The sequence below is a fragment of the Exiguobacterium sp. MMG028 genome, assembly GCF_027947425.1.
GTDB classification, from domain to species: Bacteria; Bacillota; Bacilli; order Exiguobacteriales; family Exiguobacteriaceae; genus Exiguobacterium; species Exiguobacterium aestuarii_A.
On the sequence record NZ_JAQJIN010000002.1, the window covers coordinates 230818 to 251888 of the forward strand.

Here is a 21071-nt window from a genome sequence, read left to right on the forward strand (position 1 = left end):
CAAGCACCGGACGAATAGTGTCCAGTGCTTGTTTTCATGTCTAGATGTCGTCGATTCAATACAGTCCTACTTTCTATCAAACCTTTTTCGTTCAAGATATCGTTGCTCGATGAATGTTAAAGCTGTTGCAATTACTATATAAGTTGTTCCTGTAGTTACCGGAAATAGAAACGGTGACATGAATAGTATCGAGTCGGTTGAGAAATAGCCAATCACATTTATGACAGATAAGATAAACATCAACTTCAATGACGAAACAAGGAATCCTTTATACAACACTTGTCGCTTTAGTGTATGCGACCATATGTGCGGAGTCTCGTTCAGTTCCATGATTGGGCTATGGTGAAGGACCGTGTTTTCCCTAGTTTTCTTGACTATTGTTTGGACGTCCTGAACGACTTCTACCGCCATATCGTTGACTTCAAACCAATCTTCATCATCTGAATCGGATTTTGGTAAGTGATGAAGCACCTCGTGTATACGACTCGACATCGTATGAAGCTCCTTGACCGCCTGTTGACGCTCATTCTCCCAAAGTATTGATTCCGATCGAAACGTCCTCTTCAGATATTCTAACTTTTTAAGAGCGTGTCGAACGGCACGCCAAGGTGAAGTTTTCACTTCGGTTTTATTCGGTAATTTCCAAATTTGGCGTGGAGCGTCGCTTAATATTCGTTCCACTCCTTCCACATTATAATGATTCAGCGATAATAGTTGTCTTTCAATTCGCTCAATCAAGATGATATTTTTGTCTCTTCCCGGTTGCGACATCAGCGAACTGTTCAACACAACGGTGTCTAACGGATAAGGCTCGTCTTCCGTAGCAAGTTCACTATTGTCTTTCACTTTTCCGATATCGAATAAATAATCGCGTTCCATCTTTTGTTGAATCATCTTTAGGATTTCTTCCATCTTGTCATCAAGACGTGCAATTGATTTTTCCCACTCTTTGACAAGTTCCTCATGTAATATCATATCTTCTTTTTCAAGCAGCTGTTCGATTTTACTTAATATTTTTAGAACGCTACGTCTGGTGCTTTGGTGTCGATTATTCAAACCTCGTTTTATCACTTCTTGAAGTGACGGCATATCTAAGATTGAAGTGAAGGTTTCAAGTTTTACTTTCTCGTTTTCCATGAAAGTGCGATCAGAAGACGGTACTTCAAAATCATTATGCGCTTTGAATAGCATAAAATGTGTCCGTCCCATTTCTCTATATGCATCAGCAATCGAAGGAACCTTTTGTTTCAAAAGAGTAGCCTGTACAACGTTTCGCCACTCCCATATAAAGTGATTGTAGACGTCGCCAAATTCAGCTTCTACCGATTCAATCTTCTTTAAATAAGCTTGATAATGAGTATAAAGTGGGTGAACTTGTCGGTCGATGCTTTGATACGTCTGATTTATCTTGTTTAACAGAGATTCCCCGACGAGATATTCCACTTTTGAAACGAATGTATCTACCTCATCATTTGATATTGAAGTACGCGTCGTCCATTCGTACAATGCGCTCCAAAGTTTTTTTGATTGTTCTTGATCTGCTGACATCCATGTTGCCGAAACAGTTCGCACGTCAAGAAATTGGATCTGTTGCATAGTATCCGCTACTAACTCTTCCACCTCATCGATTTCGTCTTCGTCAACAAGATCGGCTTTCGTAGCTAACCAATACATGTCCGACACAGCCAATTCGTTCACGGCAATTAATTGTGTTTCGCTCAGCGGCTCTCCATAAGGTAGGCACCAGGCATATAAAGGGGTAGGACAAAATTCAAGAGTAAAATTAGTCTCCGCATTCAATCCTGGTGTGTCAATTAAATTCATTATTTTCAACTCTTTAATCGGGAGTGTTACCATCATCCAGTCGATGTTTTCAGATGTATTCCGTGTCACTTCTTTTAATTGTGAGAAGGGGATTTCATCGATTCCGAATTGTTTGTTCTTTCGAACCAGATAGACACGTTGACTTTCCCCGTAAACAAAGTAGACGGGCACTTTTGTCGCTTCGAGTACACTTATGTAACCAACCACGGTCTGTAATAATGATGCAACTAAACTTGTCTTACCTGAACTAAATTCACCGACAAAAGCAACGGACGGAACTTTCGTCGATCGCGTATAATCTTTTAAAAAGTTGAGCGCAACCTTTGCTGAAGGCACTTCAAGCATTTCGCTCACTTCGTGTAATGATTCATAATACTCCATAAGATCCCCCCTTATTTTTTTGATTTTAAAGGTCATCGATTTTACTAAGAAACGTTTGAAGTGTTTTACTATTTTTTTACATTACGCTCACTCTTCTGTGTTAAACTAAAAAAAATTAGAAAAGGAAGTGTTCGTATGGACCACGATTTTGATTTATTTGACCTCAATCCGCTCAGTGAACTGACGGCCCAAGACGTTCACAATCATCCGTTTGTCCTGTCAGAATCTATGGTCGGACACCTGAGCGCATCGGACTGTCTAACCAAACTCGATCCACTTGCCCATGTACATCATGTTTCCATTGAGCCATTGAAACTGACGTACGTCGAGCCTCACTGGGTGAACGGCTATTTTAAAGCCGATGGCACATATGTACAAGGTTATTTCCGTGATGGTGATGGAGATACAAGAACCTTTGATGGAGATGGTTATTATCGTCGTTCGTAAGCTCCATAAACACATCCCCGTTTCTTGAAACGGGGATGTGTATGAATTTACATGTTGCCGTTTCCTGCCAACCTCCGCTCTAGTTCCCGACCGAATCGTGCGATTGCCGTTTCAATCTCACGTACGTCCGCCGAAGATGTTTGAAGACGCATCGTTTCGGCATGTTCACTTTGTTTCAACTGTCGTTCGAGCTGTTCTTGTTGTTTCTGGTAGTAACGAGTTGCCTGTTCATGAGTCACCGACTCCATTTGTTCGAACATGCGAATCACATACGACTCGAGTTCATGCTTCAACTCTTTTAAGATGCTGGAAACGATGCCGTCTATCTCAAGAAGAACGAGCTGTTTCGCCTCTTCAAGCGCCTTCTCTTCTAGGTGTTTCCGAATCATTGGATACGCCGCAAGCCCAACAAACGGTAGCAATAATCCACCTCCAAGCCCCATCATCACAGCGGCCGCACCACCTGCGAATAATCCGGCTGTGATTGTCGGATCCTGACCTTGAACCGTGAACGGCGGACGAAACAATATGTCATGCCTGCCGATTTCTGTTTCTTCAATCTGTTTCCACAAAACAACAGTCTGTTCAGTCGTCGCTTCCCGGATGGAACGTTTAACCTCGCTCTGAACATTTGCTACATAATGTTCGAGTTGGGGCGTATACTTTTCAACCCACCGTTTTCGCTCAACATTCAATAAATGCTCTAGGTCCTGTTCAATCACGGTCATGAACTGTGACGCTGGCCCTTGGTAGCGTCTGACAACGCGGTTACACGCCGTTACCCATTCGTCATGCAGATAATCAACCGACTTATCAATCATAAGGAGGAGCTCATTCCGACGTGTATCCAGATAAGACGAAATTTCAATAAAGTGCGCTTGAAGCGTCGTTTCTGTAACTTCAAGAATCCCGACCATCGCCTCGAGCTCGTTTCGCTTCATTTCGGAAAGTTGTTCCATCAGTTCACGTTCATAACTGAACGTATCAAGGATTTGTTTGTACATCAGTTCATAGCGAGGCCGTCGCAATCGGTCTGTCCCTTCCTTTTGGAATGCTTCAATTTGCTGGACGAGCACGTCAACGGCTGTCGTGTCACCATCCATCGCTTCACGGAGTGCTCCTTTTGCATCAAATGGGATAATGACAGGATTTGTGATGCCATCTATCGTTTCTAATGTTCTGCGAAGATCGTCCATCATTTCCTCGAGCTCTTCCTCCTCGTCTTCAAAGACATCCGCAAAGTTCATGACGAACACGATTCTCTCAAGTCCTTCTTCAAGCAACGTTTCTTTCAAAAATACGAGCTCAGTTTCAGAGATTGGTTGATCTGCTTTTAACAAGAAAAAGATGATATCTGCTTTTGGAATGAAGCGATAGGCCACGTCACTCCGACGTTTATTCATATCGTTCAACCCCGGTGTATCGACCAGGAAGACAGGTGGTTCGAACGGAACAAGCGGATCGCGAATCGCAATCCAATCGATTTGACTGACGTCCGCATCACCGATATAGCTTACGAGTGCTTGTGCCTCAACTGTTGTCGCGCTCTCTCCGTCATGTACCTCAATCTTTCGATTGCCTTTACCGATGATATTCACAGTTGCTGTGGTCGGCAAAATGCCCATCGGTAACAAGTCTTGTCGGAGTAAACTGTTGACGAACGTCGTTTTACCGTGATTGAATTCACCAACAACGACAATCAAAATTTCTTCTTGATTCAAAACCGCCTCTGCTTGTGAAAGTTTATCTCGTGTCAATTCCCACATAGGCTCACCTCACCTTGATTGATTGAATTTGTTCTAGTCGACTCTCCAACATGCGTTCCAGGTCTTCAACGACAACCAGTTCGTCTTGGAGCGACGTTTCGTTCTCGGTCATCTGATGCTCGATTTGTTTCAAACGTTGTTCGGTCCGCTCATATTCGAGTTTCAAACTTTCTTCCATTTGATGAATCCAAGCATCTACTGAGTCATCGAAACCTTTGTCGAGCTCACGTTTCAACTCTTTTCTCGCTCGGACATACATTTTGCTTAACTCTTTTTCCAACCGTGCTTTTGGTTTGACCGACGATGAGCTCTCGCTGCCACCAAGAAGCATGACCGCACCTACAGCAGCGATTGGTGCAAGAAGCATCGCACCGAACACCCCAGCACCGAGCAAGGCAGCCGCTCCAACCCCTGCGACTGCTCCGCCCGCCGCGACATAGTCTGTATTTTCTTGCGATGATGTCGATACAGTCGGTAAGAAGTCGGTTTGTACCATGGACAAAGCAAACCCTGTTTCTTTCGCAACTGGAAGCTTCTTTCCATACTCTTGTTTATACAAATTCCGAATTTTTCGTTCGATTGCTGGCAGCTCTTGCCCGACCCATTTCTCAACCGTTTTCGTCACCTCTGCCGAGCGTAAATCAAGTAAACGACTGACACCTTCTTCCGTTTCGACGATTGTTAACTTCATCTCTTCATTTACTTCCAGTTCGATTGAATTCATCAATTCCATAAATCGTTCGATTAAGGCGAGTTTTTCTTTGTTCGCTTCGCCAAGAAATTTCTTCCTAACTCCCTTCATCGCATCAATCGCTTGTCGCCGTTCTTTTTCGTTCGCTTCTAACGTTACTGCGATATCTGCTCGGGAACCATTTAAACGTATTCGCGTGTCCTCGAGCACTTTCAGTAAACGTTCGCCAATTAAATTAAATTCCGCGTTAACTTTTTGGATGCGCCCTTCTCCCTTGTTCGTTACGAGGAACGTTTCAAGTTGTGTAAAAAATGTTTCGAAACCACTGTCTTGACGGAAAGTCTTGCTTTTTTCAACAAGTACTTGCCTGGCTTCTTCGTTTGTCAGACCGTCCGTTAATCTACGGAGTAATTTTGATGATAACTCGCCCGTTTCCGTTTCGAGATAAGTATCGATTGCGTCTGCCTGTGTTGCTTGCTTCGCAGACACAAAGAAGATGTTCTCTTTCGGTACGCCGATTTCCGTGAATTTTTCAAAAGCCGCTCGTTTCACGTGCTGTTGGTCTATTTCAGTCAATTTGTCGAAACGGTTGACCAGGATAAATACATGCTCGAGGTGTTTCTTTAATACAAAATCTTCGAAAAAGCTGGCTTCCGATCGAGACAACAGTTTGTCAGCCCGCAACAACATGATGATGGCATCTGCTTTTCCGACAAACATTTTCGTCATAACAGAGCGAATCCCGCTTGCATCGTTAAGACCTGGTGTATCAATCATTTGAACACGATGCTGCAAAATCGGATTATTGGCTTGAATCTCAATATAACTATCTCCTTGTTTATCTTTCTTTGTCATGATTTGCTTGAAACGCTCGAGACGCGACATTTCTTGTTCCTTTACCGCCTCTTCTTCCACCCACTTTTTAGAATTAACCGTATAATGAGCATTGAACTCTTCAACGTCATACGACTCATGGACGAGCTTTCCATCAATATGGAGCGCTGCCTTCAAACGTTCGCCTCGTTTGATATATGTAACAAGTGCAGTCGATTCTTTGACTGCTACCGGTAAGACTGGTTGACGCAGCAATGCATTCATAAACGTTGACTTTCCGACCGAGACCTCCCCAACCGTCGCAACAAGCAGATCTTGTTCTTCTATCCATTGCCGGACCCTTTGGAGTTGGTTTACCACTTCGATTTCGTTTAATTCAAGAGCAATCGACTCAAAGGCGATTGAAGCGTCCGTCAACTGATTGAGCGCATGTTTGTATCCTTTTAATTCATTCATCATATCGCCACCTACGAATACATATTTTGTAATTAATATTACCACATTTTGATTTTGATGGATTAATTTATATAGAAAACCCTTGAGTTTTTCTCTATAGGTCAATCTTTATACAACTCGTTCAGGTGAAGGAGAAAAAATCATCAATGCGACAGTACACTCTGTAGCAAATCAAATATCGTCACGAATTAGCTATCTGACCCAATCATCCAAAAAGTCGAAGGTCACAACTAGCTTACTTTTTATTTTTAATTGACAGTTCATTGATTCTTCAGTAAAGTAACGATAACATTCATACGAACTCGCGATGAGAAAGAAGAGTAGCGCGAAGGGACGTTTCCAGAAAGCCGGTGGTCGATGCGAACCGGTGTCGTGCCTTGCGTGAATGGGCTTTTGAGCGTTCAGACCGACATGTAGGCTCTGACGGGTCCTCCCGTTATCGGGGACAGCGAATGATGGTTCGCGATGAGTGGGAAGACAAGGCGTCTTTCAACGAAGGTGGCAACACGGGGAATCTCCTCGTCCTTCATGTCCGATCGGACATGTGGGACGGGGAGATTTTTTAGTTTAAGGAGGAGATTTCGATGCAACAACTGATCATCAATGGCGACGAATTGACACCGGTGGCAATCTTCCACCGTCTGCAAGGTGAGCGTAAGGTCCTGCTCGAGAGTCGGGCGGAAGGCAAGCACGGCCGCTATTCCATCATCGCAGCGAATCCGGTCGAGACGATCCGCGTCGATGGGAACGACGTGACAGATTCGACCGGCACCATCTATGCGGACGATCCGCTCCACGCCCTATCTGAACGTATCACACGTGAAGATATCACTGCACCGTATCCGTTCATCGGGGGTGCCGTTGGCTATATCGGCTACGACTTACTTCGCGTGTATGAACCGATCCCGAACACACCGACGGAGACGCGCGATTTACCGGACGCCCTCTTCCAGAGCTATGAGACGGTCGTCTTATACGACCATCTCGAAGAACAGGTCGTCTTGATCGATACGAGTGAAACGGATGCGACCGAGCGACTCGAATCCATCCGTGAGCAACTGGAGACACCGGAGACACATGCCCTTGAACCGGTCGTTCGGACGAGCGAACACATCTTGACGACAAAAGATGAATTCATCGACCGCGTGCTCCAAGCGAAAGAGGCCATCCTCGCCGGAGAGGTGTTCCAACTCGTCTTGTCGCAACGCATCGATGCCACATTCACCGGTGACCCGTTCCACTTTTACCGGACGCTCCGCAAACAAAACCAGAGCCCGTACTTATTCTATATCGACCTCGGGGAAGCCATCGTCCTCGGTGCTTCACCAGAGAGTCTCGTCCGGGTCGAGAACGGCAAAGTGACGACGAACCCCATCGCCGGCACACGTCCACGTGGAAAGACGGTTGAGGAAGACATGCGTCACGCGGAATCGCTTCTTCAGGACGAGAAGGAACTCGCCGAGCACCGGATGCTTCTCGATCTCGGACGGAACGACATCGGTCGCGTCGCTAAAGTCGGCACGGTCACGATCCCGAAACACATCGAGCTCGAACGGTTCAAAAATGTGATGCATCTCGTCTCAGAAGTCAAAGGTGAACTGCGGGAAGACGTGACGCCAATCGATGCGCTCCGCGCCTGTCTTCCGGCCGGTACCGTTTCGGGTGCCCCGAAGATTCGGGCGATGCAACTCATTGACGAGCTCGAGACGGTGAAGCGCGAAGTGTACGCCGGGGCGGTCGGTTATCTCGATGTCCGGGGCGGATTCGACTTTGCTCTCGCCATTCGGACGATGGTCATCCAAGGTGACACGGCGCACGTCCAAGCAGGTGCCGGCATCGTCTATGATTCAGACCCTGTATCAGAGTATGAAGAAACGTTGCATAAAGCCAAATCCCTTTTGGAGGTGTTCGCATGATTCTCCTCATCGACAACTATGATTCGTTCACGTATAACGTCTATCAAGACGTCGCTCGATTCAGTGACGTCTGCGTCATTCGGAATGATGAACATACTATAGAAGAAATCCGTCGCATGAACCCGAGTGGGATCATCCTTTCCCCAGGTCCCGGTGGTCCAAATGATGCCGGTGTCTCCCTTGCGGTCGTTCGACAATTGTCCGGGTACGTCCCGATTCTCGGGGTCTGTCTCGGTCATCAAGTCATCGCCGAATCGTTCGGCGGTGTCGTCGGTCGAGCGAACGAGGTCATGCACGGGAAAGTGTCGCGCATCAATACATCACCGGGTGTCCTGTTCGAAGGCCTGTCGATGGATGTCATGCGCTACCACTCTCTCGTCGTACAAGAGACGAATTTGATTGTCACGGCAGAGACGACAGATGGTGTCATCATGGCAATCGAACATCCGACCCATCCGACGTATGGCGTCCAGTTCCATCCTGAGTCGATCGGGACACCAGATGGTCGCAGTATCTTCGAGCGATTCGTCCAGGTGTGCACGAAAAAACCGGGGAATGTTTCCCCGGTTTGAGTGTCAGCCTAAAAAGTCTTCACGTTGAAAATCGTGCTTATCGATTTTAATGTTGTCACACGCCACCCCGTTCGTCTGGAGCACATGAATCGTCTCGCGTAACAGTTCGTCACTGCCGACGACATAGAACAATCCATCTTGATCGGCAGCCAACGCTTCAACTCGTTCATAGTAATCTTTCCGACTCGGGACGAACTCGGACGTGAAGGTCTCGTTCGATTCGAAGACGTCAGCGAATAGATACGCTTTCGACGAATCGACGTTCAACGAATGGAGATGCGGGACGCCTTCCCCATTCGCCAAGTACTCGAGGACGATTGGACGGAATGTCGCGAGTCCGACACCCGCCGATAACAGATAGACGTTCTTTCCGCTCCGTTCAAGCGGAACGTTCGAATGTGTCTTGAACAAGGCGACCTTGTCCCCTGGTACCATGTCGCGAAGAATGGATTTGAACGGTGAACATTCTGACTTGATGCGGGTCGTGATGCCGATTGCCCCTTCGTGCGGCAATGTGGAGATCGACATATGGCGGACGAGGCTTCGGTTCGGCTTGTCCCCAGCGTTAAATCCTTCGAGCGCAAGATGCGTATGCGCCCCTTCTTGCCACGTGAACTCGGGAGGTAACGCGAGATGGAACGTGTATGTATCGGGTGCTTCGTTTACGACTTTTGTGATGGGTGTCCAATCAATTTTCATATGAATTCTCCCTTTCGTTAATACACCGCAATCGGCCCATACGGCCCTTCGATGATCTCGAGTTTCGTCTCAAAAATATCCGATAAAATTTTGGCGTCCATAATCTCATCGACCGTCCCGAATGCGGCAATCTGTCCATCTTTCATCGCACAGATCCGGTCCGAGTATTTCGCCGCGAAATTGATGTCGTGAAGTACCGTGACAATCGTCCGACCAAATTCGTCCGCGACGTGGCGCAAATATTCCATCATCTGCACTGAACGGGCGATATCCAGGTTGTTGAGCGGCTCATCGAGGAGGACGTATTCCGTTTCCTGACAGAGCACCATCGCCACATACGCACGCTGACGCTGCCCACCTGACAGTTCGTCGAGATAGCGATTCTCGAGAGCGGTTAAGTCGAGGAAGTCGATATATTTCGAGATGATCGCCTCGTCCTCTTTCGTCAATCTCCCTTTTGAATACGGGAATCGACCAAATCCGGCGAGTTGCCGGACCGTGAGCCGCGTCACGAAATGGTTCTCTTGACGAAGGATTGTGATGATTTTTGCCAAGTCTTTCGACTTCGTGCTCGACACGTCCATCCCGGCGACTTGAATCTGTCCCTCATCTAAGTTGAGTAACCGTCCGATCATCATGAGCGTCGTCGACTTCCCTGCCCCGTTCGGTCCAATGAGTGAGGTGAACCCGGCTTTTGGGATGTCGAGCGTGAGCGGTCCGATGTGGACGTCATCTGTATACGATTTTTTGACTTGTTCGATTTGAATCATAGCGACCTCTTTCGTAGAATGACGGCCAAGAAGATGAGTCCGCCGAACAGTTCGATGATGACGGAGACGACACTTGGCGTCTGGAATATGTGATACATAAAGAAATATGCGCTCGTCAGGACGAAGAACCCTAAGGCGAACGCCATCGGGAAGACGTATTTATGGTCATACGTCGAAGCGACCTGATAACTGAGCGTCGCGACTAAAAATCCGAAGAACGTGAGCGGCCCGATGAGCGCCGTCGACACTGACATCAAAAGTGAGATGAGAACGAGCGTGTAGATGACGCTTCTCCGATGGTTCACGCCGAACGTCGTCGCGATATCCTTGCCGAGTGCCACGATATTGAGTCGGTTCGAAAACAAGAACAACAATGTCCCGGCGATGATGACAATCGGAATCACAATCGGAAAATAGGCCACGTCGGCATTTGTCACCGATCCGAATAGTCGCGCCTGAAGGATATCGAATTCGGACGGTGCGAGCATGCGGCGCATGAACGACGACACCGAATTCAGTCCCGTCCCGATGATGATCCCGACGAGCAACATGAGCTGAAGATTGGCGTACTTCCCCGATAAGAGCCACCCATATAAGAGAAGACTCATCGTCACCATGAGCCCGACTTGCGTCAAGAAGGCGCCTGTTCCCGAGAATCCGATAAGCGCCCCTGCCCCGAAGAAGAACACCATGCTCGTCTGAATCGTCGAGTAAAGCGCATCGAATCCGAGAAGCGACGGCGTGATGATTCGGTTGTTCGTCACGGAATGAAACGCGACCGTCGCGAGACTTTGACACAGTGCCGCAATCAACATCGTCACAATGGCAACGATTCGCCGTTCGACGACCGGCACAAATGAAGGCGAGTCAATCGAGACCGGATTGTTGTAAAGGAGAAGGCCGAGCGCGCATAAGAGTCCTCCGAGAATGAAGGCACTTAAGAAGAGCCAATAGCGTCTGCTCGCCCGTTTCGATTGAAACGCCGAAGCATGACGTTCTTCTGTCAATGCCCCGACCTTCACTTCGACGCCATCTCGTTCAATGACCGTACTCATCGAACCCCTCCTTTTTTACGTTGCCGCAATAGAATCATGATAAAGACGAACGCACCGACCGTTCCGAGAATGAGCGAGACTGGGAGCTCGAACGGCATGATGATTGTCCGTGAGATCAAATCACTCACGAGAATCGCGCCCATCCCGACAAGACAGACCCACGGCAGATTGCTGCGTAAATCATCCCCACGAAACATCGAAACGAGGTTCGGGACGATGAGGCCAAGGAACGGTAAATTCCCGATGACCGTCGCCACGACCCCGACCGACAAGGCGATGAGCCCGGTCGCGATCATCATCAATTGGTTATAGTTCACACCGAGACTCGTTGCGATGTCTTCCCCGAGCCCGGCGAGCGTCAAGCGGTTCGCCAGTAGAAAGATGAGCACCGTCACGACGATGATGACCCATAAATATTCATAACGCCCGATTTGTACCGAAGCAAACGACCCGACGAACCAGCCCTCGATTGCCTGACTGGCTCGGAAGAATAGACCGAGGAACGTCGAGATGGCAGAGATGACCGCCCCTAACATAAGTCCGATAATTGGGACGATGAGTGACGAGCGGAGTTTGACCGAACGTAAGAACCAGAAGAACACCATCGTTCCGATGAACGAAAAGACGATGGCCCCGGTCATCCGCATCATGAGGCTCGGTGCCGGAACGAGCAAGTACACGGTAAGTAAGCCTAGCCCTGCCCATTCAAGCGTCCCCGTCGTCGTCGGTTCGACGAGTCGGTTTTGCGTGATGAGCTGCATGACGAGCCCCGCCATCGCCATCGCCGCACCAGTCAACATGAGCGCGACCGTACGAGGAACGCGGGTGATCCAAAACATATCGAAGCCGTCTGTACGTGATAAGTCATATACGCCTGTGAAGAGCGACAGCACCGCCAAACCGAGGACGATGATAGCGGTGAATACGAACGACTTCGTCCACAATTTAGAAAAGGAGGGCTGAGACATCGTCTCAACCCTGGCTGTCAATGGTTTTTGCATAACAAACCCTTACTTCGTGAGTGCTTCCGCAACACTGTTGAAGAATTCCGAATACGTTTGAATCGATTCGTTCAAGTACGTGTCTTTTGGCGCGTAAACGATTTGGTCTTCTGTCACAGCCGTCGTCTTTTGAAGGGCCGGAGCGTTGTCGATGACGTCCTCTGCCGGCACCGCTCCTTCTGCATCACCGAGTGGTGCATCGCGGTCTAGAACGAACAACCAGTCCGGGTTGCTTTCTGCGATGGCTTCAACAGATACTTCATCACCTTCGTGGTCACCCGTCGTCTTCTCGACTTCAAGGGCCGGTACCCATCCGAAGATATCGTACATCGGTCCGAACACGCGTCCCGTCACCGGTGCTGAGAATCCGATGTCTCCTCCTGATACGATGACAGACATGATTGTGTCTTCTCCGTTATACGCTACCTTTGCATCTTCGATCGACTTGTCGAGATCAGCGACAATTTGTGCCGCTTCTTCGTTCTTATCAAAGATTTGGCCGAGCGTGAGTGTCGTGTCTTTCAATCCTTTAACCAAGATTTCACCCGGTGTCCCTGCATCTTCTGGGATTTCAATGTTTAAGTCGATGACCGCTGCTTCTGGTACCAACTTTTTGATGTCTTCGTAGTAATCCGCGAAACGTTGACCGACGATGACGACGTCCGGGTCTACTCCCGCAATCGCCTCTAAGTTCGGTTCAAAGTGCATACCGACGTCTGCGATGTCTTTGTCTGATGCGTATGGTGACTCAGCTGGAAGGAGTCCAATCGGCGCCGCCACCAAATCGATGTCCCACGCTGCCAATGTTTCGAACGTACGGTTATCAAGGGCAACGACTTTCTCCGGATTGACCGGTACCTCGATTGTGCCGTGCGCGTCTGTAATCTCGACTGTCTCTGTTTTTGTTGCACCGTCGACGTTCTCTTCTTGCTTCATCTCACTCGTTCCGCCACATGCGGCGAGTACGAAGACGAGTAACGTCAACATGAGTGAAAGTTTAAATTTCCCCACTTCATCCATCTCCTCTGTATGTAAGTTTCAATGATTCTTCCACCAAAAAACGAGTCATGTTGGTTATGTATGTCTCTTTTTCTTTCTCGTTATCAGTGATAATGATTATCATTGTCGTTTTCATCAAGTAGCATATCAAACAAAAAAAGGATACGCAACGTCAAATTGTAAAGATTCGGATAGGAAAAATTTCCTTTCTATAGAGAGCACAAAAAAAGAAAATGGAAAGATCCATTTTCTCAAACCAAATAATAGAGTAGACCATCTGTAAAATAGTCGAGAACGTCGAATAACGTGAAGAAGAGCGCAGCAATCAAATAGATGATTCGTTCATCTCGTTCCAAGCGTCTCCACATGAACAGCAGAATCACCAATCCGATTGGTCCAAAAATCAGACAACCAATCAAAAATGGGACTGCTTGAGCCACAAAAGGTAATTTTTTCTCGTTTTCAGTCATTCAACTCATGCCTCCGAAATCCCGTTCGCCAACAGCAACAAGAAAATCCAAATCGACAGCGGGATGATCAATCCAATCGTCGCAAGGATTGTGTATATTTTGACGACTGGATCTTTCCAAAACAATCCCCAAATCAATGTGACGAACAACCCGACATCAATTGCGACGTATACCCAGATGACCGGCATCAACTCGAGGTTCGGAAACACCCGTCCGTTCAGCGTGAAGAATGTGATGACCGTCAAGATGAAGAGTCCGAGCGTCGCATATAGCGGTGCAAATCGCTTCTTCATACGAGTATCGCCTGCTTCCGTTTTACCATCTCCAGGCAGCGACGAACACACGTATCGACATAACCATCGAACTGATGCGGCAAGAACATTGTGTATGTCCCCTCCTCTGTCATCGCCGTGTCTCGCTCGATTTTTTCGATCAATTCATCGAAAGCCGGGTCCCCTTTTAATCGTTCGAAATCGAACGCCCCTAGTCGTCTCGACAGGCGGGCGTTATAGGCATCAAAATCTGCATAGTAGGCAGCCTGTTTCTCTGGATTTTGGGTAATGATTTCTTTCAACCAACTCTTGTAAAACCCTTGTAGCCAAATCTCATCTGCGACGAGATGCGCATAGTAACCGAGTCGAAACGAGCTGTCCTCTCCTAAGCTATCACACCAGTACTGTTCGAGATCGAGACGACGTGATAAATCGTCGTGTTTTCCCGCATAGTAATGCGAATCTCCTTTTTCGGTCGTCGCGTCCGGCGCAAGACTCCCGAGTGTGAATGCAACTTCATCGAGTTCTGGTAACTCATTTATCATCTCGTTTGCGATAACGAGATGCATCAAATGTGAGCCCATACCGACACCCCCTTTCCCACATTATTCCATCAGTCATTTCGCTAGACAACCTGAATCATTATTTGGTAGGATGACTTTACTAAACGGTCAGTAAAGTAAAAGTGGGGTGTGAATCGATGAGTAAAAAACAATTGTTGTTGCAGACGGCGGCCCAGATGATTCGAGAGGATGGCATCAGTCAGTTGTCACTCGAACGATTGGCGACGAAAGCAGGGATCACGAAAGCCGGTGTCCTTTATCATTTTGATAGCAAGGCCAACTTATTGCGTCAGATGAACGAAATGGCCATCGAGACGTTCGAAACACGAATCAGCGACCATTTGTCGGATGGTCCGTATCCGTTCACTCGCGCCTATGCACTGGCGACGTTGGATGATGTCGATCATGGAGACACAGCTCTCATCGCTGTCTTCATCTCCTCACAAGAAGATGCGGCGAGCGAGTCGATTTGGAGCAACGTCTCGACCGGTTGGAACGAACGGTTCGCAGAAGACGGTCCCGACCAAAATGCGATTTTAAAACTCCGTCTCCTCTGTGACGGTTTTTGGTTCGCCGTTCTTTATGGATATAGCGAATCGTTCAAAGACCGCGCAGCAGCCCTCATCCGAGAGGCATGTGACGAGTTACTTGAAGGAGGTGCCTGACATGGGATTCATCTATTTGATTGGGGCCATCGTTTCCGAACTATTCGGATCGAGCATGTTGAAAGTGAACGCCACCTCGACAAATCGACTTCCGATTCTCGGGGTCGCCGTCGGCTACGGGACGGCGTTTTATTTGTTATCACTAGCGCTCTTCACGATCCCGCTCAGCTTCGCCTATGCGTTTTGGAGCGGTGTCGGGACGGCGCTCACGGCTGTGATCGGCTTTGTCGTCTTCCACGAACAAGTGAGTCGTCAAAAAGTTACCGGAATTGCGCTCGTGATCATCGGGCTCGTCTTTATGAAATTGTGAGGTGAATGAAGATGAAAGCTTATTTTTTACTGTTCTTTTCCATCGCATTCGAGGTACTCGGGACATCGATGTTAAAGCTATCGGACGGATTCACGAACTTTGTGCCGAGTGTCATTCTCTTGGTTAGTTTCGCCGCCTCATTCACCCTCATGGGCATCGTCTTGAAGACAATCCCGCTCAGTATCGCCTATAGCATCTGGGCCGGACTCGGCACGGTGGCGACGGGTCTAATCGGCGTGTTCGTATATGGAGAAGTCCTCTCCGCATTGAACGGGATTGGTCTGTTATTGATTGTCCTTGGGGTCATCGTGATGAATCAACGAGGGCAGAAGGCCGCAGCTTGAACCATCTTCGTTGTACTTGAGAAGCAGTTGCTCACTAGAAGCAACTTGATTGCCGAACGTCCTCGCCTTCCGCTACCCTGAAAAGGAATCTAAGCGTGACGAAAGGGGAAGTTTTCACATGAATATTTTACTTGTAGGGGCAAGCGGTACGGTCGGTCAGGCCGTCGCAAACGAATTGGAGAAAACACATACAATCATCCGAGCTGGGCGTAACGGAGCGGACGTGCAAGTCGACCTCGCTTCTGAAGACAGCATCCGTCAGATGTACGAACAGGTCGGTCGCGTCGATGCGGTCATCAGTACGGCAGGAAGCACACATTTCGGTCCACTTTCCGAGATGACGCCGGCAGATAATCAAAAGAGTATCGACAGCAAGATCAAAGGGCAGGTCAACCTCGTCCTTCTCGGGCTCGATCATGTAAACGATGGTGGCAGTTTCACACTGACGAGCGGAATCTTGATGGACGATCCCATTAAAGAAGGCGCATCGGCCGCACTCGCGAACGGTGCCATCAAAGGATTTGTCACCTGTGCAGCGATTGAGATGCCACGGGGCATCCGTATCAACAACGTCAGCCCGAACGTTCTCGTCGAAGCCCTCGATTCATATGGCCCATACTTCCGTGGCTATGCGGCGGTGCCAGGTGAACGGGTCGCCCTCGCCTACGTGAAGAGCGTCGAAGGCGCGCAGACGGGACAAACGTACGAAGTGTATTAACAGCAAAGCATCTCGTTGAGAGGTGCTTTTTTCGTACCTTGAACGTTATTTTACCTACTCATTCATATGAACTCCGCTATACTCAGGACAACTTATATGCGAGAAAGGTTGAATGTTCATGAATCACAAAACACTGCGCAATCTTTTTGACATTCCTCCACCATTCGTCCGCCACCCGTTCCCAAGTCGACTACTTCGCTTCACCGGTCGATTGAAGCGTCCGGAACAATCGTCCATTGAGGCCGTTTTTCGTGTCGGTGGCTTTGGTGTGTTTGATGTGAGTACCCTGACCTTTTTTGAAAATGGTACCGTCCTTCGTCACGTCGATCAATCCGCCCTTTCGATATCCGAGGAATTCGAAGGCGAAGAAGCAGAACAGATCCGCGTGGCGTTTCAATCACTCGGAACGCATCGCTGGCCGATCGTTTTCGAAGAACCCGAAGGCGTCATCACTGTAGATGGTACGCAGTGGAACCTTAGCGTATACGCTAACGGAAAACTCATTCATGAACATAGCGGTAGTAACGCCTATCCCGACCAATGGAGACAATTGACGCAGCTATTCTGTATTTCTTGAAGAACGACAAAGGGAGCATCCGCGCTGGATGCTCCCTTTTGTTATAACGCTTGAATCATTTCGACCCGATTGCCGAACGGGTCCCGGAACTCGAATCGGTCGAATCCTGGAATCGGGATACCTTCGAAGTATACAATCTCGTTTTCTGTGAGGGCCGCCTTCCAATGACCTAAATCCGTCACAGCATACGCCATGTGTGCTTTCGTCTTCTGTCGTTCGACGCCGTCCTCAGTACCGACATGAACGGAACGGTCGCCGACTTGAAGCCAAAATCCACCGCGCCCTTTCAGTGAGTCCGGCTTCTCGATTTCACGTAAACCGAGAAAGTCGCATTGACACTCCCACGGCTAAAGCCGCAAGCTCACCCTTCAGGATGAGTGGGATTCTGAAGTGCTTGTGCGAGCGCAGTCCATTTCTGTTTTGCTCAAACCTCCAGATGAGGGTGTGCCATCACCCCTCCTGAGACAGATCATATAGATTCTCAGGCTGATTGACTTTTACCATCAACCACAGGTGCGGTTCGGATATTCATCGCACCGACTAAATCTCGATGTTTATTAAATCCGCAAGAACACGAATAGGCACGGTCTTTCGCTTTATTCCGACTCCCGCAAGAAGGGCATGTTTGAGATGTATATGCAGGATTGACATATTCAACCTTGATTCCTTCTAGTTTCGCCTTGTACTCGATAAATAATGCCAAGCGATAGAACGACCATGTATGCAGATTCTTATTGTTTTTACGGCTTGTTCTTGCCGTCTGCCGGATATTCGCTAGCTTCTCTAGGCGAATGACAGAAATATTGTTCTCTTTTGCGAAGTCGACGATCTCACGGCTCACCTTGTGATCCTTGTCTTTCATCCAACGCTGCTCCTTGTTGTTCAGTTCCTTGATTGCGTTCAGCTTCTTCTTTTGACCGAGTTCTTTCCGTTTCGCACGAAACTTGCGTTTCATGTACTTGTTTTCACGACCGTTCCCAAAGAATCTTACCTTATCGCAATCAGTCGATGCGACCGCCGGGACTTTCAAGCCTAAATCCACACCAAGGATCCTTGAGCCCGTCTTTTCGATTGTGAGGATTGTAACGGCGATTTGGGCAATCCACTTATCAGACTTTTTCGTAATGCGCACCGCACCCAACTTGTTATTAAGAAGCGAGAAGTTGCGATTGTGTTTGTCGACCATTTCTGCTCTAATTGGTGTTTTCTTTGCTTTTCCATCTACCATGATAGGAAGAGAGATGGACTCGAAGTCAAACGAATAGTTCTGATTGTTCCATGTGCAGTAAGGTTTCTTTAGGATTGGGACTATTTCATATTTCGATTTCTTCGCTTTTTTAAATACGCTTTGGGCGTCTTTAATTATCTGATTCTTGACGGCACTAGGCAAATGAGCGCAAACACTTTTACTTGTCAATTTGAGCATCGCTTTAGCATCCACCATATCAGAGATAAGTTGATTGACCGTCTCGATATATGTTTCTGCCATGCTTTTTAAAACAACTTCCTGTTCTTTTGTCGGCTTCAGTTTAATGTTAACTGTCAGCGTCTGAGACACGGTGTCACCCCCTTGTTTTTTGTTGTTCAACATAACGTTTGATCGTTTCGCTCGATACATTTCCAGCGGTGGAGACGAAATAGGATCGTGTCCAGAGACTCGGCAAATGTTGAAGATGAGGAAATTCCTCTCTTAACTTTTTAGATGTTACTCCCTTTATTTTTGCCATGATGTCGGCAGGACTCAGTGTTGGAGGGGCGTTAAGGAACATATGCGTATGATCTTTATCGCATTCCAAGGCTATAATTTTGATATTCAGTTCTTCGCATATTTCGGACATCAAACCTTTGAAACGTATTTCTACATCGTCACGAAGGAATATCTTTCTTCTGTATCGAGGACAGAAAACGAAGTGATAATTGATTAGAGAAACAGTGGTATGAGTTCTTCTATAGTTGGTTTCCATATTAATATCGTGTCAGTTTAACCAACAAACTGCAACAAGAAGATTTCCAGATACTTGAAGCGCCAAAACCTTCGGATTCTTTACTGACACTCCGCATCCTGCCGAGCTTTCATCCCACCCCTAAAGGAGTGGGATTTCCCGCTCGGAAATTCTGTAAAACGCCTTCGCTTCTCGTTCCGCTCCAGTTGGAATCGTGAGCTGTACATGATGAATCCCTGTAATCATGTCTCATTTCCCCTTCCGATAGGTCAATCCGATATACTGCATCTTCTCGTTAAACAGGCGTGGATACGCCAAGTAACCGACAAGTGTCGCCGAAATAGAGGCAGTCGTCAAAATCAAGAACAGAATCAAGAGTTGGTACAGCACCGCTTCCATCGGGTCGGCCCCACCGATGATGAGACCGCTCATCATTCCCGGTAGCTGGACGAGGCCCATCGTCTTTTGCGCCTCGACGGTCGGAATCATGCTCGTGCGAATCGCATTCTTCAAGCTGCGGTCGATGGCCACTTTCGGTGTCCCGCCTAGCGAGAGGATGAGTTCGATGACGTCGTCACTCCGTTCGACCTCGTCTTTGAACTTATTCAGGAAGAGGAGCGACAACACCATACTGTTCCCGATGACCATCCCACTGATCGGAATGACCTTTTCCGGTTCAAACGGGATGATGCCGAGCCCGAGCATGAGACCCATCGTCAGCGCTTCAATCGTCACAAGCGTCAAGACGATGATCCACATGATGCCCGGAATCCCGTCCCCTTTCCGTCGAATATTCTGTGTTGCCGCGACAATCATGAGTAAGATCATCAACAGCATGAAAATCGGACTGTCGCTCTCAAAGACGAACGTCAAGATATAGCCGATGATCAGCAGTTGAATGATGGAACGGACGGTCGCGATGATAATATCTCGCTCGAGTCCGAGTCGTAGGACGAGCGTCAAGGCAAGCGGGATGACGACGAAGATGAGCGCTGTCGCGAGTTCAATGTATGACATCAATCTTCCCCCCTGACGAATTGTTGGATGACGGGATCGTCCGATTCATCGATGAACGAGGCGTCCCCATAGGCAAGCAGCTCCCCATCTTTCAAGAACCACATGTCGTCACTCACCCGACGCGCCTGGTCTAAGTCATGGGTGATCCAAATGACGGTCACGCCGTACGATTGTTGCAGTTTTCGGATGAGTCGCTCGATCTCTTTCACCGTCCGGTAATCGAGGCTCGCCGTGATCTCATCGAGCAAGAGCACGTCCGGTTTATTGACGAGCGTCCGGGCGATGGCGACCCGGCTCCGTTCCCCACCCGACAGTGATTTGATGGGTTGGTCGAGGAGCGCCTCACTCAAGTCGACGCGATGGAGCAATTCGGCAGCCCGGTCTCGGTCGAGTGTCTCGTCAAAGATAGCTTTTGGAAGATTCAAATTGTCGTATACGGTCCCTTGAATCATCGGCGCACTTTGGAACGCCATCCCGATTTTTTTTCGAAGTTCGAGGATGTCCATCTCCGCGATATCTTCCCCTTTGAATAAAATCATGCCCGTGTCGGGTGACAGCAATCCATTGATATGCTTCAGACACGTCGTTTTGCCGGCGCCGCTCGGTCCGACGAACGTCGTGATTCGCCCCTCTCGAAACGTCCCGGACACATGGTGCAGGATGTCTTGATGACTCACATCTTTGAATTCAATGATTGACATGCTTCTCTCGCCTCCTGGTTCTAGTGTACAAAAAAGAGAGGATGAGGTGGTCAAGAATGCCGTTTGTAATCGGTTATAAT

Annotated in this window: 23 protein-coding genes, 1 pseudogene and 1 other annotated feature; of the genes and pseudogenes, 8 read left to right on the forward strand and 16 right to left on the reverse strand. The window is 48.1% G+C overall.

Features of this window, described 5'->3' with window-relative positions; translation table 11 throughout:
- Positions 1-66: 66 nt before the first annotated feature.
- The gene (locus PJK55_RS08355; protein ID WP_271305436.1) at positions 67-2205 is read right to left on the reverse strand and encodes a dynamin family protein; all 2139 of its coding nucleotides are present in this window, start codon (positions 2203-2205) and stop codon (positions 67-69) included.
- Between the two features lie 135 nt (positions 2206-2340).
- Here PJK55_RS08355 and PJK55_RS08360 point away from each other — a divergent pair, with 135 nt between their 5' ends.
- Positions 2341-2652, forward strand: coding sequence for a hypothetical protein (locus PJK55_RS08360; RefSeq protein ID WP_271305437.1), 312 nt, complete (start codon positions 2341-2343; stop codon positions 2650-2652).
- A 47-nt stretch (positions 2653-2699) separates the two neighbouring features.
- On the opposite strand, the gene PJK55_RS08365 is transcribed toward PJK55_RS08360, so the two are convergent.
- A complete protein-coding gene (locus PJK55_RS08365; RefSeq protein WP_271305438.1) occupies positions 2700-4418 on the reverse strand; it encodes a dynamin family protein in 1719 nt (572 codons plus the stop codon).
- Between the two features lie 4 nt (positions 4419-4422).
- Positions 4423-6399 carry a dynamin family protein gene (locus PJK55_RS08370; RefSeq protein WP_271305439.1) on the reverse strand — a complete coding sequence of 659 codons (1977 nt, stop codon included), beginning with the start codon at positions 6397-6399 and terminating at the stop codon, positions 4423-4425.
- A gap of 298 nt (positions 6400-6697) precedes the next feature.
- Positions 6698-6929, forward strand: a binding site (T-box leader).
- A gap of 54 nt (positions 6930-6983) precedes the next feature.
- Here PJK55_RS08370 and trpE point away from each other — a divergent pair.
- Both trpE and PJK55_RS08380 read left to right on the forward strand, forming a co-directional pair.
- On the forward strand, positions 6984-8315 hold the full coding sequence (trpE, locus tag PJK55_RS08375; protein ID WP_271305440.1) for an anthranilate synthase component I: 1332 nt from the start codon (positions 6984-6986) through the stop codon (positions 8313-8315).
- Positions 8312-8887, forward strand: coding sequence for an anthranilate synthase component II (locus tag PJK55_RS08380; RefSeq protein ID WP_271305441.1), 576 nt, complete (start codon positions 8312-8314; stop codon positions 8885-8887). The genes trpE and PJK55_RS08380 overlap by 4 nt, the downstream gene beginning before the upstream one ends.
- Before the next feature lie 3 nt (positions 8888-8890).
- On the opposite strand, the gene PJK55_RS08385 is transcribed toward PJK55_RS08380, so the two are convergent.
- From PJK55_RS08385 to PJK55_RS08420, 8 genes are all read right to left on the reverse strand, one after another.
- Complete coding sequence (locus PJK55_RS08385; protein WP_271305442.1) at positions 8891-9586, reverse strand: ferredoxin--NADP reductase; 696 nt, start codon at positions 9584-9586, stop codon at positions 8891-8893.
- A 17-nt stretch (positions 9587-9603) separates the two neighbouring features.
- On the reverse strand, positions 9604-10356 hold the full coding sequence (locus tag PJK55_RS08390) for an iron ABC transporter ATP-binding protein (protein WP_012727166.1): 753 nt from the start codon (positions 10354-10356) through the stop codon (positions 9604-9606).
- A complete protein-coding gene (locus PJK55_RS08395; RefSeq protein WP_271305443.1) occupies positions 10353-11411 on the reverse strand; it encodes an iron chelate uptake ABC transporter family permease subunit in 1059 nt (352 codons plus the stop codon). The genes PJK55_RS08390 and PJK55_RS08395 overlap by 4 nt, the downstream gene beginning before the upstream one ends.
- A complete protein-coding gene (locus tag PJK55_RS08400) occupies positions 11408-12412 on the reverse strand; it encodes an ABC transporter permease (RefSeq protein ID WP_271305444.1) in 1005 nt (334 codons plus the stop codon). The genes PJK55_RS08395 and PJK55_RS08400 overlap by 4 nt, the downstream gene beginning before the upstream one ends.
- Before the next feature lie 9 nt (positions 12413-12421).
- Positions 12422-13432: a siderophore ABC transporter substrate-binding protein gene (locus PJK55_RS08405; protein WP_271305445.1), complete on the reverse strand. Its 1011-nt coding sequence runs from the start codon at positions 13430-13432 to the stop codon at positions 12422-12424.
- Between the two features lie 230 nt (positions 13433-13662).
- Complete coding sequence (locus tag PJK55_RS08410; RefSeq protein WP_271305446.1) at positions 13663-13881, reverse strand: hypothetical protein; 219 nt, start codon at positions 13879-13881, stop codon at positions 13663-13665.
- A gap of 5 nt (positions 13882-13886) precedes the next feature.
- On the reverse strand, positions 13887-14174 hold the full coding sequence (locus PJK55_RS08415; protein ID WP_271305447.1) for a hypothetical protein: 288 nt from the start codon (positions 14172-14174) through the stop codon (positions 13887-13889).
- Positions 14171-14737: a zinc dependent phospholipase C family protein gene (locus PJK55_RS08420; protein ID WP_271305448.1), complete on the reverse strand. Its 567-nt coding sequence runs from the start codon at positions 14735-14737 to the stop codon at positions 14171-14173. Before PJK55_RS08420 ends, PJK55_RS08415 begins: the two co-directional genes overlap by 4 nt.
- A gap of 116 nt (positions 14738-14853) precedes the next feature.
- Here PJK55_RS08420 and PJK55_RS08425 point away from each other — a divergent pair, with 116 nt between their 5' ends.
- From PJK55_RS08425 to PJK55_RS08445, 5 genes are all read left to right on the forward strand, one after another.
- On the forward strand, positions 14854-15381 hold the full coding sequence (locus tag PJK55_RS08425; protein ID WP_271305449.1) for a TetR/AcrR family transcriptional regulator: 528 nt from the start codon (positions 14854-14856) through the stop codon (positions 15379-15381).
- Position 15382: 1 nt separating this feature from the next.
- A complete protein-coding gene (locus tag PJK55_RS08430) occupies positions 15383-15691 on the forward strand; it encodes a DMT family transporter (protein ID WP_271305450.1) in 309 nt (102 codons plus the stop codon).
- Between the two features lie 11 nt (positions 15692-15702).
- Positions 15703-16035, forward strand: coding sequence for a DMT family transporter (locus PJK55_RS08435; RefSeq protein ID WP_214784255.1), 333 nt, complete (start codon positions 15703-15705; stop codon positions 16033-16035).
- Positions 16036-16153: 118 nt separating this feature from the next.
- Positions 16154-16753 (forward strand): short chain dehydrogenase, encoded by a 600-nt coding sequence (locus tag PJK55_RS08440; protein WP_271305451.1) that lies wholly within the window; start codon positions 16154-16156, stop codon positions 16751-16753.
- A gap of 118 nt (positions 16754-16871) precedes the next feature.
- On the forward strand, positions 16872-17330 hold the full coding sequence (locus tag PJK55_RS08445) for a hypothetical protein (protein ID WP_271305452.1): 459 nt from the start codon (positions 16872-16874) through the stop codon (positions 17328-17330).
- A gap of 41 nt (positions 17331-17371) precedes the next feature.
- Here PJK55_RS08445 and PJK55_RS08450 read toward each other — a convergent pair.
- The 5 genes and pseudogenes from PJK55_RS08450 to PJK55_RS08470 all read right to left on the reverse strand — a co-directional run.
- Positions 17372-17662, reverse strand: a pseudogene (locus PJK55_RS08450) (VOC family protein); the annotation flags it as partial.
- Between the two features lie 149 nt (positions 17663-17811).
- A complete protein-coding gene (locus PJK55_RS08455; protein ID WP_271305453.1) occupies positions 17812-18888 on the reverse strand; it encodes an RNA-guided endonuclease InsQ/TnpB family protein in 1077 nt (358 codons plus the stop codon).
- 4 nt (positions 18889-18892) lie between these two features.
- Positions 18893-19294: an IS200/IS605 family transposase gene (tnpA, locus tag PJK55_RS08460; protein WP_271305454.1), complete on the reverse strand. Its 402-nt coding sequence runs from the start codon at positions 19292-19294 to the stop codon at positions 18893-18895.
- Between the two features lie 228 nt (positions 19295-19522).
- On the reverse strand, positions 19523-20290 hold the full coding sequence (locus tag PJK55_RS08465; RefSeq protein ID WP_074035973.1) for an ABC transporter permease: 768 nt from the start codon (positions 20288-20290) through the stop codon (positions 19523-19525).
- Positions 20290-20991, reverse strand: coding sequence for an ABC transporter ATP-binding protein (locus PJK55_RS08470; RefSeq protein ID WP_271305455.1), 702 nt, complete (start codon positions 20989-20991; stop codon positions 20290-20292). The genes PJK55_RS08465 and PJK55_RS08470 overlap by 1 nt, the downstream gene beginning before the upstream one ends.
- Positions 20992-21071 lie beyond the last annotated feature (80 nt).